Source organism: Curtobacterium sp. TXMA1 (genome assembly GCF_020162095.1).
In the GTDB taxonomy this organism is placed as follows: Bacteria; Actinomycetota; Actinomycetes; order Actinomycetales; family Microbacteriaceae; genus Curtobacterium.
In genome coordinates this window covers 3103901-3118864 of sequence record NZ_CP083910.1, presented here as the reverse complement: position 1 = coordinate 3118864, position 14964 = coordinate 3103901, and the positions used below count along the sequence as shown (strand labels likewise).

The following is a 14964-nucleotide window of genomic DNA, read 5'->3' as shown; positions in this document are numbered from 1 at the left end:
GAACTCGTCGGGATCAGGGGGCGTACCGCGCGGCGATCCGGTGCATGGCACGCAGCAGCAGCGGTCCCGGGAGTCGGAGCACCCACCCGGGCACGAGTCCGCGGACCCGGTGGACGAACGCGACGGTGCGCCGGAAGCGCCGCTGCTCGCGCGGCCCCCATGCGAAGCCGTACGCGGTCCGCAGGGCGTCCGGCAGCATGCCGACGGTGACGACCCGGACGAGCGGCATCGCGGCGCGGACCCACAGGGGTGCGAACCGCGGGTGCAGGAGGTCACGCACGATGCCCCGCGCGTCGTCGGTGACCTGCAGGGAGGGCAGGGTCGCGTCCCAGTACGCGTCGAACGCGGCGACGGAGTCGAACCAGCCGTCGGCCGGCACGCGCAGCGAGGTCGCGATCGGTGCGTACGCCGCCAGCACCCGCTCGGCGTCCCGCTTCGTGAGCGGGTCGCCGAACAGTTCGTGCGCCTGCCGGGCGGAGTCGAACAGCGTCGCGGCCACCCACCGCTGCCGGTCGATCTCGTCAGCGCCGGCGACGGGTCGGTGCGCCCGGTCCACGAACGCGGTCGCGACGGCGGCGTCGGCCTCGGTCCCGATCACGACGGCGTAGACGAACATGAGGGTGTGGGCCAGCCGCTGCTGCGGTCGGCGGGCGAAGTCGGAGTGCCGGCGGACCCCGGCCGCGACCACCGGGTCCGCGATCTGCAGCAGGATGGCGCGGCCGCCGGCCGCGACGGGGGTGCTGTCGGCCAGCCACCGACGCAGGTCGCGGTCCGCGACGCGATCACGTGCCGGACGGGAGGCCCGTGGCGAGCGCGCCGCACGGGTCCCGTCCGCCGCCCGGTCACCGTGGCCGGCGGGGCGGGGGTGGGCGGTGCCTCCCGGCCGGTCCGCTGGGTCCTCCCGGCCCGCCGCGCCGAGCCGACCCGCGGGCCCGGTCACGGACGCGACCCGGGCCGTCGTGCCCGCCGCAGCGGGGCGGTGTCCACGAGCAGAGCGGCGACCAGGGCGGCCGCGCCACCGACGAGCGCGCCGACCAGCCATCCGGTGCTCACGAGCCTGCCGCTCGCGGCCGCCAGCAGCGTCACGACCAGCCAGATCGCCGGCAGGGGCCAACGGTGCGTCGTCGCACCGGTGACGAGGGCCAGCACGACGCCGGCGACGAGGAGCGGGAGCCACGCGAGGCCGCCGGTCCGGGCGCCCGAGTGGGCGGCCGCGGCGACGAGCAGCAGGGACGCCAGCGAGAGGAGCCGTGCCAGCGCGGGCGTCGCACGGACACGGTCGCGGACGCCACGGAGCACGGCCCGATCGTACTGAGCCGTGCTCCGTGGGGGTCGTGCGGGGGTGTCGCTCAGAGCGGCTTCGTGCCGAGGTCGCCGCCGAGGTCCGGGCGCTCGGTGTCGTCGTCGTGTTCCCACAGGTCGGGCGACCCCTCGCGCGGGGCGCCACCGGTGGGGCCGTCGTCCGACCCGTCGCCCGGCTGGGGCTCGACGGTCTCGCCGGCGACGGCGTCGTTCGTGACGGTCTCGAGGGACTCCTCGGACTCGTCGACCTCGTACGGGCCCACGTGCTCGCGGTCCAGGTCGTCGGTGCGGCGCTCCTGGGCGTCGAAGTCGTCGACGGGGCTGATGCCGGGGTCGCTCATGGTGCAGTCCTTCCGTGGGTGTCGGGCTCCGCCACCGGTGGTCGCCGGAGCCGTCGGGGCTTCCTGTGTACGCCGCCCGCCTGACCGGTCGTCCGGATCGGTCGGCCGGGCTGGTCGGTCGGGGCTGGTCAACCGGGGCTGGTGGTCCGGCTGCGGTGGTCCGATCTGCGCACTCCTGGCCCGGTTTCGCGTGCCGTTCACCTGCAGGTCACCTGCGGGCCACGGTTGCGGGTCACACTCGCCGTGCTCGGGGGAGTGGAGCGCGGTCGCCGACGGGTGGTCGAGCGACCGCGCCTTCCCCGTCCGAGCAGGTGGCCTGTGCGGGTCAGACGCGCTCGAGCAGGTGCCGCTCCTCGACGTCGGCGAGCGCGAGGGTCTTGTACCCGGCGGACTCGAAGAACACCGTCACGCGGTCGTCCTCGGTGCTCATCACGATGCCGTGGCCCCACTGGGCGTGCTGCACGGCGGACTCCGGCGGCCAGGCGTCGTCGTTCGCGCCGTCGGCACCGTGGGCGGCCTCGTCGTAGGCGGTGCCCGACGTGCAGGTGTCGCAGTTGCCGCAGGGCTCGGCGAGCTCGTCCCCGAAGTACGCGAGCAGGAACTGCCGGCGGCAGCCGAGCGTCTCGGCGAAGCGGCGCATCATCGCGATCCGTGACTGCTCGACCTCCTCCCGCTGCTCCGCCCGCTCCGTGGCGGCCTTCGCCGCGGCTGCAGCCGTCGTCGGACCGCCCGCGACGCGGGCGACGCCCTCGGACCCGTCCTCGAGGACGCCGGCCTCGATCAGGGTGTTCGCCGCGCGCCCGGCCGTCCGCGAGGACAGTCCGGAGGCGTCGGGCAGGGCCGACCGGGCGATCGTGCCCTCGGCGGGGACCGCGTCGAAGACGGCCCGGAGCGAGGCGGGCTTCGGCGTACCGGTGGCGAAGAAGCGGCGGAGCCCGAGGTCCTCGGACCGGTAGTGCAGGGTCGCGGTGGCCGGAGCGCCGTCACGCCCGGCGCGACCGATCTCCTGGTAGTGCGCGTCCACCGACTCGGCGATGTCCGCGTGCAGCACGAACCGGACGTCGGGCTTGTCGATGCCCATCCCGAAGGCACTCGTCGCGACGACCACGTCGACGTCGCCGTCGTGGAAGGCGTGCAGCACCGACTCCCGCTCCTTGACACGCATGCCCGCGTGGTACGGCCGGGCGTCCTTCCCGCGGGCTCGGAGCGCGTCGGCGTACTCCTCGGTCTCCTTGCGGGTCGCGACGTAGACGATGCCGGTACCGGTCGCCGCCGCGGCCTGCTCGATCACCGCGTCGCGCTTCTGGTCGGCGTCGCCGTAGCGCTCGACCTCGATCCGGATGCCCGGACGGTCGAACCCCGCGGACAGCACGAGCGGGTCCCGCATGCCGAGGCGTTCGACGACGTCCTCGCGGACCGGTGCCGACCCGGTCGCGGTCAGCGCGACGATCGGCGGGCGGCCCAGGCGTTCGGCGGCCTCACCGAGGGCGAGGTAGGCCGGACGGAAGTCGTGCCCCCACGACGAGACGCAGTGGGCCTCGTCGACGGCGAGCAGCGAGACGCCGGCGTCGGCGAGGCGCTCGACGACGTCGTCCTTGGCGAGCTGCTCCGGCGCGAGGAAGACGTAGCGGACGTCACCGGCGGCGACGGCGTCCCAGGCCTCGTCCACCTCGGCGACGCGCTTGGTGGCGTTGACCGCGACGGCCCGCGGGGCGTCCTCGTGGCGCTGGAGTCCGACGACCTGGTCCTCCTGCAGGGCGACGAGCGGCGAGACCACCACGACCAGCCCGTCGAGCGCGAGCCCCGCGACCTGGTAGATCGCCGACTTGCCCGAGCCGGTCGGCATCAGCGCGAGGGCGTCACGGCCGGACAGGACGGCGTCGATGACGGTGACCTGGGCGTCTCGGAGGTCCCAGCCGAAGACCTCGGCGGCGCGGGTGCGGAGTGCGGTGTCCATCGGGACCACGCTGCCCCGTGGTGCCTGGTGACCCGCACCGGGTTGCGTCCCCCGGCCAGGCTGCAGGCCGGTCAGCCGGCCGGACGGACGACGGATGCGGCGGGGCGGGGGCGGGGCGTGCCTCCAGGCCCGCGTGCTGACGTGCGGACACGACCGACGTCCGGACGGACGTGTCCCGCGTCCATGTGGCGGCAGTAGGGTGGTCGCGGCCGTTGTCTCGACATCGAGCGACCCTCGACGTTGAGTGCGCGACCCGATGACCGATGCCGATCGCACGAACCGTGCGGGAAGAAGAACAGCGTGGATCTTTTCGAGTACCAGGCCAGGGACCTCTTCGAGTCCTACGGCGTCCCTGTGCTGCAGGGCATCACCGCCGACACCCCGGAAGAGGCGAGGGCGGCCGCCGAGCAGATCGGCGGCGTGGTCGTCGTCAAGGCGCAGGTGAAGGTCGGCGGGCGCGGCAAGGCCGGCGGCGTCAAGGTCGCGAAGACCCCGGACGAGGCGTACGAGCACGCGAAGGCCATCCTCGGCCTCGACATCAAGGGCCACACCGTCCAGCGCGTGATGGTCGCGCAGGGTGCCGACATCGCCGAGGAGTTCTACTTCTCGGTGCTGCTCAACCGGGCGAACCGCTCGTACCTGTCGCTCGTCAGCGTCGAGGGCGGCATGGAGATCGAGCAGCTCGCGGTCGAGAAGCCCGAGGCGCTCGCGCGCGTCGAGGTGAACCCGCTGACGGGCATCAACAAGGAAGCGGCGCTCGACATCGCGCGCCAGGCGAACTTCCCCTCCGAGCTCCAGGACCAGGTCGCGGACGTCTTCGTGCAGCTCTACGACGTGTTCGCGGGCGAGGACGCCACGCTCGTCGAGGTCAACCCGCTGGTCCGCACCGGCGACGGGCAGATCCTGGCCCTCGACGGCAAGGTGTCGCTCGACGACAACGCCGACTTCCGCCACGAGCAGCACAAGCAGCTCGAGGACACCGCGAGCGAGGACCCGCTCGAGGCCAAGGCGAAGCAGCACGGCCTGAACTACGTGAAGCTCGACGGCGAGGTCGGCGTGATCGGCAACGGCGCGGGACTCGTCATGTCCACGCTCGACGTCGTCGCCTACGCCGGTGAGCGCCACGGCGGCGTGAAGCCCGCGAACTTCCTCGACATCGGCGGCGGTGCCTCGGCCGAGGTCATGGCGAACGGCCTCGACGTCATCCTCGGCGACCCGCAGGTGAAGAGCGTCTTCGTGAACGTCTTCGGCGGCATCACCGCCTGCGACGCCGTCGCGAACGGCATCGTCGCCGCGCTCGGCATCCTCGGCGACTCGGCGACCAAGCCGCTCGTCGTGCGCCTGGACGGCAACAACGTCGACGAGGGTCGTCGGATCCTGAGCGAAGCGGCGCACCCGCTCGTGACGATCGCCGAGACCATGGACGATGCGGCCGAGCAGGCCGCCGAGCTCGCCGCGGCCGCGGCGTAAGGAGCACCAGAGCAATGTCGATCTTCCTCAACAAGGACTCGAAGGTCATCGTCCAGGGCATCACCGGCGGCGAGGGCACGAAGCACACCGCACTCATGCTCAAGGCCGGCACGCAGGTGGTCGGCGGTGTGAACGCCCGCAAGGCCGGCACCACCGTCACGCACGGCGACGTCGAACTCCCCGTGTTCGGCTCGGTCCGCGAGGCCGTGGACACCACGGGCGCCGACGTCTCGATCGTCTTCGTCCCGCCGGCGTTCGCGAAGGACGCGGTCATGGAGGCCATCGACGCCGAGGTCCCCCTCGTCGTCGTCATCACCGAGGGCATCCCCGTGCAGGACTCCGCGGAGTTCTGGGCGCACGCCAAGGCCCTCGGCGGGAAGACCCGGATCATCGGTCCGAACTGCCCCGGCATCATCACCCCCGGCGAGGCGCTCGTCGGCATCACCCCGGCCACGATCACCGGCAAGGGCCCGATCGGCCTCGTGTCGAAGTCCGGCACGCTGACCTACCAGATGATGTACGAGCTGCGTGACCTGGGCTTCTCCACCGCCATCGGCATCGGCGGCGACCCCGTCATCGGCACGACGCACATCGACGCGCTCGCCGCGTTCGAGGCCGACCCCGAGACGACCGCGATCGTCATGATCGGCGAGATCGGCGGCGACGCCGAGGAGCGCGCAGCCGACTACATCAAGGCGCACGTCACGAAGCCGGTCGTCGGCTACGTCGCGGGCTTCACCGCACCCGAGGGCAAGACGATGGGCCACGCCGGCGCGATCGTGTCCGGTTCCGCCGGCACCGCCGAGGCCAAGAAGCAGGCGCTCGAGGCCGCGGGCGTCAAGGTCGGCAAGACGCCGTCCGAGACGGCAGCGCTGCTGCGCGAGGTGGTCGCCGCCGCGACCGCGTAGCGGTCCGGACGACCCGACGGACGGGAGGCGCGGTGCCGGTGGGCACCGCGCCTCCCGTCCTGCTGTGGACGGTCGGTCAGTCTCCACAGGTGCCGCGCGGCTCGCTCGGCGACCGCGGGACGGCACGTACCCTGACCACGATGAACCGCCTGGGAACCGCACTGCTGGCCGCCGTCGAGGCGATCGTGACGGTCGGCGTGGGCGTCGGGATCGCCCTCGTGCCGCTGACCCTGCTCTGGGGCTTCGAGTACGGGCTGCAGATCGACTGGGACGTCTTCTGGAAGGCCGCGGGCAGCGTCTGGCTCGTCGGCCACGGCGTCGACGTGACCTTCCGGCTCGGCAGCGACGTCGCCGGGGCCTCCGGGGTCCAGGGAGCGGCCGACCCCATCCACGTGACGCTCGCGGCCCTCGGCTTCGCGGTCGTGACCGCCTGGCTCGGCGGGCGCGCCGGACGCCGGTTCGCCGAGACCGAGCACCGGACGACCGGGCTGCTGGTCGGCACCGTCGCCGTCGCGCTGCTCGGGCTCGCGGTCGCGCTGTCGTCCACCTCGGCCGCGTCCGTCCCCGTGGTGTGGCAGGCCGTCGCGCTGCCCGCGCTCTGGTTCGCGGTGCCCGCCCTGGTGACGAGCGAGGTGTGCCGGGTCCGCCGAGGACTGCCGGCCGACCCGCTCACGCGGCGTCTGCTCGACCAGGTCGACCGGATTCCCGTGCTCTGGCGTACCGTCGCCGGCTTCGCGCTGCGCGCCGGTACCGCGGTCACCGCGGTCGTGGTGGCCGCCGCCGGGATCGTCGTCGCGTTCCTGCTCGTCACCTCGTTCGCCGAGGTCATCGCGCTGTACGAGCGCTCCCATGCCGGCATCGTCGGCGGCATCGCGCTCACCGTGGGGCAGCTCGCCTTCCTTCCCGACTTCGTGGGCTGGGCGGTCGCCTGGCTGGTCGGACCGGGCTTCGCCATCGGCACCGGCTCGAGCGTCTCACCGATCGGGACGTCGCTCGGTCCGATCCCCGGTGTCCCGGTGTTCGGCGCGCTGCCGGCGTCGGGGCACACCTTCGGGCTGCTCGGGGTGCTCGTCCCCGTCGTCGCCGGGTTCGTGGTCGGCGGACTCATGCGTCCCGCGCTCGTCCGCGCCCTCGGCGCCGACGACACCCCGCTCCGCCGCGCGCTCGCCGGTGTCGCGACCGGTGTCGTGGCGGGGGTCCTGACCGGGGTCGCCACCGGGCTCACCTCGGGATCGCTCGGTCCGGGGCGGCTCGCCGAGGCCGGACCGGACGGGCTGCTCGTCGGACTCCTCGCGGCGCTCGAGGTCGGGCTGCCCGCCGCGGTGGCACTCGCCGTCGGCAGCGATCTCGTGCGCCTGCCCGAGCGCTCGTGGGGCCGCGAGCGCTGGGTCGAGGCCGGCGACGATGCTGCTCCGGACGCCACCGCCGCCCGCGCTGCTGCCGAGGCGGCGGAGGACGACGACCGCGCCGGCTCACTCGTCGCCGCGCTGGACGAGGCCGGAGCGGGTCGGCCACGTGCGCCGCACCGGTTCTCGGTCACCGAGGCGCACGACTCCGTGACCCACGCGACCACGTCCTCGGTGACCGGGTCGCGCCACGGGGACGACCAGCCGACCGAGACGATCACGGACGACGAGCCCGTGACGGCGGCCGCGGCAGCGCCCGTGCGCGCCCTTCGGACCGACGGTGCTCCTGCGACCGAGGAGCCCACGCGCAGGCCCGCTGCGTCGTCGGGCACCGAGCACGAGCGCAAGCCTGAGCGCGATCGCAAGCACGAGCCCGAGCCCGACCGCGAGCACGAGCCCGAGCCCGAGCCCGAGCGCGACCGCGGTCCCGTGGCCGAGCCGGACGACGTTCCGCTGCCCGACTGGGCGCGGACGGACGCCGTCGCCGCGGAACGGGTCGCACCGGGACCGGCACCGCGTGCGCAGCCGTCCCGGGGCGGTGTCAGCGGCCTGCGCGACCGACTGCGCGGTGCCGCCGGCGACGTCCGCGCCCGTGCCGGCGAGCTGCGCGACCGGGTCGGCAGCAGCCACGCACACCACTCGTCGAACGACCGCTCGGAGCGCGACGAGACGCTGCCGCACGCCCCCGGCACCGAACAGCAGCCGGCGTTCCCGTGGAGCACCGAGGAGTTCGTGGCCGGTCGCGACGACGCCGACGGGTCCCGCGACGCCGAGGACACCGGCCAGGACCGCACCGCGTCGACGCCGACCGGCGCCGGGACCCGGTGGGACCAGACCGACCAGATCGCCGAGGACGAGCTGCCCTGGTGGCGCCGGCCGAAGCACGACGCGTAGCGTCCGTCCCACCGCCGCTAGGCTGGTCCCCGTGCTCGAACTGGTCGTCCTGATCTCCGGTACCGGCTCGAACCTCCGAGCCCTGCTCGAGGCGACGACCGACGCCGAGTACCCCGCCCGCGTGGTCGCGATCGGGGCCGACCGCGACGCCGAGGGCCTCGGCCTGGGCGAGGAGTTCGGGATCCCGACCTTCACGGTGCCGTTCTCCCGCTTCGCCTCGCGAGACGAGTGGGGCGCCGAGCTCGCCGCACAGATCCGTCCGTGGTCGCCGGACCTCCTCGTGCTCTCCGGCCTCATGCGCCTGCTCCCGCACGCAGTCGTGTCCGAGTTCGCCCCCGCGGTCATCAACACCCACCCCGCGTACCTGCCCGAGTTCCCCGGTGCGCACGGCGTCCGTGACGCCCTCGCCGCCGGGGTCGAGCAGACGGGCGCCAGCGTGATCCAGGTCGACGACGGCGTGGACACCGGCCCGATCCTGGCCCAGGAGCGCGTCCCCGTGCTGCCGGGCGACACCGAGTCGACGCTGCACGACCGCATCAAGCCGGTCGAGCGCCGCCTGCTCATCCAGACCATCCTCGACATCGCCAACGGCACCACCGACCTGAAGGGCACCCCGAGCGCATGAGCGTGCACGCCGCCGACCCCAGCCTCTACCGCCACCGCGACATCGTCCCCGTGCGGCGCGCCCTCATCTCGGTGAGCGACAAGTCCGGCCTGCTCGAGCTCGCCGGTGCCCTGGCCGACGCTGGCGTGGAGCTCGTGTCGACGGGCAGCACGGCGCAGACGATCCGCGACGCCGGGTACGCCGTCACCGACGTGTCGAGCGTGACGGGCTTCCCGGAGTCGCTCGACGGCCGCGTGAAGACCCTGCACCCCGCCGTGCACGCGGGGCTGCTCGCCGACCTGCGGTTGGAGTCGCACGAGCAGCAGCTCGCCGACCTCGGCATCGCCCCCTTCGAGCTCGTCGTCGTGAACCTCTACCCGTTCGTCGAGACGGTGGCCTCGGGCGCCGACAGCGCCACCGTGGTCGAGAACGTCGACATCGGCGGTCCGGCGATGGTCCGCGCCTCGGCGAAGAACCACCCGAACGTGGCGATCGTCGTCGCGCCGTCGTCCTACGCCGAGGTCGTCGAGGCCGTCCGCGCCGGCGGCACCACGCTCGAGCTCCGCAAGCGCCTCGCGGCGCAGGCCTTCGCCCACACGGCGTCCTACGACGCAGCGGTCGCGTCGTACTTCGCGACCGACGTGGTCGCGTCGGACGCCGCTGCCGTGGCGGACCACGCTGCTGCACCCACGGTCGACGGCGACCTCGAGACGCCGGGCTCGTTCGACGAGACGCTCCGCATCGAGGCAGACCTGACCGCGACGCTCCGCTACGGCGAGAACGCGCACCAGGCCGCCGCGCTCTACACGACCACCGGTGGGGCGGGCATCGCGCAGGCCACGCAGCTGCACGGCAAGGAGATGTCGTACAACAACTACGTCGACGCTGACGCCGCCGTCCGGGCCGCGTACGACTTCGACACCCCCGCCGTCGCGATCATCAAGCACGCCAACCCGTGCGGCATCGCGACCGCCCCGGCCGACGCTGCCGACCCGATCGCCTCGGCACACGCGGCCGCGCACGCGTGCGACCCGCTGTCGGCATTCGGTGGGGTCATCGCCGCCAACCGCCCGGTCACGAAGCAGATGGCCGAGACCGTCCGCGACATCTTCACCGAGGTCGTCGTCGCCCCGGCGTTCGACCCCGAGGCGCTCGACGTCCTGTCGCAGAAGAAGAACATCCGACTCCTCACGCTGCCGTCGGACTTCGCGCTCGCGACCCGTGAGCTCAAGCAGGTCTCGGGCGGGTTCCTCGTGCAGGACGCCGACCGCTTCACCGCCTTCGACCAGTCGACCTGGACCCTCGTGTCCGGCGAACCGGCCGACGACGCGACCCTGGCGGACCTCGCCTTCGCGTGGAAGGCCAGCCGTGCGGTGAAGTCGAACGCCATCCTGCTCGCCGACCAGGGCGCGAGCGTCGGGGTCGGCATGGGGCAGGTCAACCGCGTCGACTCGTGCCACCTCGCGGTGGACCGCGCCGGTGACCGTGCCCGCGGGAGCGTCGCGGCGTCGGATGCGTTCTTCCCCTTCGCCGACGGCCTGCAGGTCCTGCTCGACGCCGGTGTCCGTGCCGTCGCCCAGCCCGGTGGCAGCGTCCGTGACGACGAGGTCATCGCGGCAGCGCAGGCCGCCGGCGTGACGATGTACTTCACGGGCGAGCGGCACTTCTTCCACTGAGCCGGCGGCCCACGCAGGACGGGCGGGCCCGAGGAGCCAGCGAGCACCGCGGGGCCGACGGGCCCCGCTACGCCAGCAGATCGACGGCGTCCAACAATGCCGGGACCATTGCGCGACACGAGCGACTGTGAATAGTCTGTAAGGCTCCGCACCGCACCGGACGATCGCAACCGGATCGGCCGTGCCCGCGGACACAACGGTGACGAAGACGACGACTGGAGTGACGATGGACGCGACGACCGGAACAGTGGCGACGGCTGCCCGGACGGGTCTCGTGTCCCTCGTGGGGACCACTCCCGATCCGCGACCCCGGACCCGGACGGCGATGCCGATCCGCACCCCGGGCACGGCCGCCGTCTAGCCAGGCCCCTCCCACGGCCCCGCGCCCGACGACACCGTCGGCGAGCGCGGACCACCTGCTGAGAACCCGGGGACCCGTGTCCCCGGTGCCCTCCGGCCCGGTCGACGTCACGCGAGTGACGGCGACGGCGCGCGACCACGCGCCCGGCCGACGACCACCGCACTGCCACACCGCGCCTCCTGGCCGGACCGCCCGCAGCCGACGCGACCCGTCGACGGGACCGGTGACCGGACCGGACGGACGCGGCTCGACGCTCGAGGACGCAACCGCATGTCCACAACGCCCGACCAGGCGACCCCCTCCACCGTCCGCCCTTCGACCCTGCGCGCCATCGGCCGCATCTGGCCCTACGTCAAGCCGTACCGGTGGCGACTCATCGGCGGCATGGCCGCCGCGATGGGTGCATCGCTCGTCGCCCTGGTGATCCCGTACGTGCTCCAGTGGCTCGTCGACGGGCCACTGTCCTCGCGCGACGCCGCGCTCATCTGGCCCGCCGGACTCGGCGTGCTCGCACTCGGTGCCCTCGAGGCCCTCTTCATCGCGTCCCGCCGTCGACTGGTGATGCGACCGTCGACGCGCATCGAGACGAGCATGCGCAACGCGCTCTACGCCAAGCTGCAGGACCTGCCGGTGGCCTTCCACGACCGCTGGGAGTCCGGACAGCTGCTCTCCCGCTCGGTCTCCGACCTGTCGCTGATCCGTCGCTGGCTGGCCTTCGGCGTGGTGCTGCTCGTCGTGAACATCGTCACGATCGCCGTCGGGTTCGTCGTGCTGTTCACCTTCGGGTGGCTGCTCGGCCTGATCTTCCTGGTGGCGTCGATCCCGCTGTGGATCAACGGCCTGCTGTTCGAGCGGAAGTACTCCGTCGTCGCGCGTCGCAGCCAGGACCAGGTCGGTGACCTCGCGACGAGCGTCGAGCAGTCGGTGCACGGCATCCGCGTGCTGAAGGCGTTCGGTCGCGGCCGCTTCAAGCTCGACGAGTTCAGCGAGCAGGCCGAGGCGCTGCGAGGCACCGAGATCGAGAAGGCGAAGGCCATCGCGAGCATCTGGCTGTGGCTGCTGCTCGTGCCGGACGTCGCGTTCGCACTCTGCCTGCTCGCCGGCATCTGGCTGGCGTCGCAGGGCGAGCTGACGGTCGGCCAGCTGTTCGCGTTCTTCGCGACGGCGACCGTGCTGCGGTTCCCGATCGAGTCGATCGGGTTCTTCCTGTCGATGACGTTCGACACCCGCACCGCGGTCGACCGGTTCTTCGAGGTCATGGACTCCGAGAACACGATCCAGGACCCGACAGCACCGCGGACGATCGCCGAGCCGCACGGTGCGCTGTCCTTCAACGCCGTGCACTTCCGGTACCAGGACTCGCCGGACCACGTGCCGGACCTGGTGGACGGCGTCGAGCTGCAGCTGCACCCCGGCGAGACGATGGCACTCGTCGGCCTGACCGGCAGCGGCAAGACGACGCTGCTGTCGCTGGTGCCCCGGCTGTACGACGTCACCGGCGGCTCGATCACGATCGACGGCGTCGACGTCCGCGACCTCACCCGCGCGGAACTCCGCCGACACGTCGGGGTCGCGTTCGAGGACGCCACGCTGTTCTCGACGAGTGTCCGCGACAACGTGCTGCTCGGTCGCCCGGACCTCGAGGGCGACGAGGCCGAACGCATCATGCGCGAGGCGCTCGACATCGCGCAGGCGTCGTTCGTCGACGACCTGCCCGAGGGCGTGGACACCCGCGTCGGCGAGGAGGGCCTGTCGCTCTCCGGTGGCCAGCGGCAACGTCTGGCGCTGGCGCGTGCGATCGCCGCCCGGCCGTCCGTCCTGGTGCTCGACGACCCGCTGTCGGCGCTCGACGTCGACACGGAGGCGCGGGTCGAGGCGGGCCTCCGCCGCGTCCTGGCGGACACGACGTCGCTCATCGTCGCCCACCGTCCCTCGACCGTGACGCTCGCCGACCGCGTGGCGCTCATGGAGGGCGGCCGCATCACCGCCGTCGGCACCCACTCGGAGCTGATGGCCACGAACGACCACTACCGCTACGTCATCTCCTCGCTCGACGAGGACGACGCACCCGCCCGAGAGGAGGCGATGGCATGACCCAGCAGGACCAGGTACCGCCCGTCGACACGGCAGCCGGGCCGGGAGGCCCCGATCCCGACCTCGACGACACCTCGGCCACCAGGGCGGCCGGCCCCGTCACCGCCGCGGTCACCACGCTCGGCGTGCGCGGCGAGGAGCGCGAGGACTTCAGCAAGGCGGAGAGCAAGCGCCTGCGGCGTCGCTCCCTCGCCCTGCTCGGGTCGCTCGCGGCTCCGCTCAAGGCACGACTGGTGCTGCTCGGCGTGGTCGTGGTGGTCTCCACCGCGGGCACCGTCGCCGGCCCGGCGCTCATCGCGTGGGGCATCGACAACGCCCTGCCCCGGGTGCTCGATGCGAACGACTGGGTGCCCGCGTTCGCCGTCGTGGCGACGTACATCGTCGTCGCGGTGCTCGGCGCGGTGCTCACCGCCTGGTACACCGTGCTCGCGGCCCGGATCAGCCAGGCGATCCTGTTCGACCTGCGCAAGCGGGTGTTCCTGCACACGCAGCGGCTGTCGCTCGAGTTCCACGAGACCTACACCTCGGGTCGGATCATCTCCCGCCAGACGAGCGACCTCGACTCGATCCGCGAGCTGCTCGACTCCGGGCTGAACCAGCTCATCCAGGGCGTGCTCTACATGGTGTTCACGGGCATCGCGCTCGTGGCGCTCGACCCGACGTCGGGGCTCGTGCTCGCGGTGTCGCTCGTGCCGCTGTGGTTCCTGATCCGCTGGTTCCAGACGAACTCGCAGACGCTGTTCCGCGCGACGCGCGTCACGTCCGCCCGGGTCATCGTGCACTTCGTCGAGACGATGACCGGCATCCGGGCGGTGCAGGCGTTCCGCAAGGAGTCCCGCAACCGCGACGAGTACGGCCGCTACGTCGAGGACTACCGGGTGGCGAACACGAAGGTGTTCAACCTGTTCGGGACCTTCGACCCGGTGCTCGTGCTCATCGGCAACGCCACGCTCGCGGCGGTCGTCATCGTCGGCGGCTTCCGGATCGTCGGCGGCTCGCTCGAGGTCGGCGCGCTGCTCGCGGTCGCGCTCTACGCCAAGCGGTTCTTCGACCCGGCGCAGGAGCTCGCGATGTTCTACAACGGGTACCAGTCGGCCTCGGCGGCGATGGAGAAGATCTCCGGCGTCCTCGAGGAACGTCCGTCGGTGCCGGACCCCGTGAAGCCCGTGCGGCTGCCCGAGGCCACCGGGGCGATGGACTTCGACGACGTCGAGTTCGCGTACAACGCCGACAAGGTCGTGCTCCCCGAGTTCGACCTGCACATCCCGGCGGGGCAGACGATCGCGCTCGTCGGGTCGACCGGTGCCGGCAAGTCGACGCTCGCGAAGCTGATGGCGCGGTTCTACGACCCGTCCAAGGGCTCCGTGCGGCTCGACGGCGTGGACCTGCGGGAGATCGACCCGAAGGACATGCGCCGTGCGATCGTCATGGTCACGCAGGAGGCGTACCTGTTCTCCGGCTCGGTGGCGGACAACATCGCGCTCGGCAAGCCGGGGGCGACGCGCGACGAGATCGTCCGGGCGGCGAAGGCCGTGGGCGCGCACGCGTTCATCGAGGCCCTGCCCGACGGGTACGACACCGACGTCAACAAGCGCGGCGGCCGGGTGTCGGCCGGGCAGCGGCAGCTGCTGTCGTTCGCCCGGGCGTTCATCGCCGACCCGAAGGTGCTCATCCTCGACGAGGCCACGGCGTCGCTCGACATCCCGTCCGAGCGGCTCGTGCAGGAGGGGCTCGAGACCCTGCTCGCGGACCGCACGGCCGTGATCATCGCGCACCGCCTGTCGACCGTCGCGATCGCCCACCGGGTGCTCGTGATGGAGTACGGCCGGATCGTCGAGGACGGGACGCCCGACGACCTGATCGCCGGCACCGGGCGGTTCGCCCAGCTGCACGCGGCCTGGCGGGACTCGCTCGTCTGACGGACCGGGCTGCACGTGGTTGGCTTGCTCCC

General features: G+C 72.8%; 11 protein-coding genes. 7 read left to right on the top strand and 4 right to left on the bottom strand.

The window, feature by feature from the left end; translation table 11 throughout:
- Positions 1 to 13: 13 nt before the first annotated feature.
- The 4 genes from LCG91_RS14685 to LCG91_RS14670 all read right to left on the bottom strand — a co-directional run bounded on the left by LCG91_RS14685 (position 14) and on the right by LCG91_RS14670 (position 3600).
- Positions 14 to 940, bottom strand: a complete 927-nt coding sequence (locus LCG91_RS14685; RefSeq protein ID WP_224441849.1) for an oxygenase MpaB family protein — start codon at positions 938 to 940, stop codon at positions 14 to 16.
- Positions 937 to 1299 carry a hypothetical protein gene (locus tag LCG91_RS14680; RefSeq protein ID WP_058748720.1) on the bottom strand — a complete coding sequence of 121 codons (363 nt, stop codon included), beginning with the start codon at positions 1297 to 1299 and terminating at the stop codon, positions 937 to 939. Before LCG91_RS14680 ends, LCG91_RS14685 begins: the two co-directional genes overlap by 4 nt.
- A gap of 50 nt (positions 1300 to 1349) precedes the next feature.
- Positions 1350 to 1643, bottom strand: a complete 294-nt coding sequence (locus LCG91_RS14675; protein ID WP_058728846.1) for a hypothetical protein — start codon at positions 1641 to 1643, stop codon at positions 1350 to 1352.
- 325 nt (positions 1644 to 1968) lie between these two features.
- On the bottom strand, positions 1969 to 3600 hold the full coding sequence (locus LCG91_RS14670; protein ID WP_224441848.1) for a RecQ family ATP-dependent DNA helicase: 1632 nt from the start codon (positions 3598 to 3600) through the stop codon (positions 1969 to 1971).
- Positions 3601 to 3900: 300 nt separating this feature from the next.
- Between LCG91_RS14670 and sucC the strand changes: the two genes are divergently transcribed.
- From sucC to LCG91_RS14635, 7 genes are all read left to right on the top strand, one after another.
- A complete protein-coding gene (gene sucC, locus LCG91_RS14665; protein WP_224441847.1) occupies positions 3901 to 5070 on the top strand; it encodes an ADP-forming succinate--CoA ligase subunit beta in 1170 nt (389 codons plus the stop codon).
- A gap of 14 nt (positions 5071 to 5084) precedes the next feature.
- Positions 5085 to 5978, top strand: a complete 894-nt coding sequence (gene sucD / locus LCG91_RS14660) for a succinate--CoA ligase subunit alpha (protein ID WP_058728843.1) — start codon at positions 5085 to 5087, stop codon at positions 5976 to 5978.
- Positions 5979 to 6118: 140 nt separating this feature from the next.
- The gene (locus LCG91_RS14655; protein WP_224441846.1) at positions 6119 to 8278 is read left to right on the top strand and encodes a DUF6350 family protein; all 2160 of its coding nucleotides are present in this window, start codon (positions 6119 to 6121) and stop codon (positions 8276 to 8278) included.
- Between the two features lie 31 nt (positions 8279 to 8309).
- Complete coding sequence (gene purN / locus LCG91_RS14650) at positions 8310 to 8903, top strand: phosphoribosylglycinamide formyltransferase (RefSeq protein ID WP_058728841.1); 594 nt, start codon at positions 8310 to 8312, stop codon at positions 8901 to 8903.
- Positions 8900 to 10558, top strand: a complete 1659-nt coding sequence (gene purH / locus LCG91_RS14645; protein WP_224441845.1) for a bifunctional phosphoribosylaminoimidazolecarboxamide formyltransferase/IMP cyclohydrolase — start codon at positions 8900 to 8902, stop codon at positions 10556 to 10558. The genes purN and purH overlap by 4 nt, the downstream gene beginning before the upstream one ends.
- A 631-nt stretch (positions 10559 to 11189) precedes the next feature.
- On the top strand, positions 11190 to 13013 hold the full coding sequence (locus LCG91_RS14640) for an ABC transporter ATP-binding protein (RefSeq protein ID WP_058728839.1): 1824 nt from the start codon (positions 11190 to 11192) through the stop codon (positions 13011 to 13013).
- On the top strand, positions 13010 to 14932 hold the full coding sequence (locus LCG91_RS14635) for an ABC transporter ATP-binding protein (RefSeq protein WP_224441844.1): 1923 nt from the start codon (positions 13010 to 13012) through the stop codon (positions 14930 to 14932). Before LCG91_RS14640 ends, LCG91_RS14635 begins: the two co-directional genes overlap by 4 nt.
- Positions 14933 to 14964: the final 32 nt, after the last annotated feature.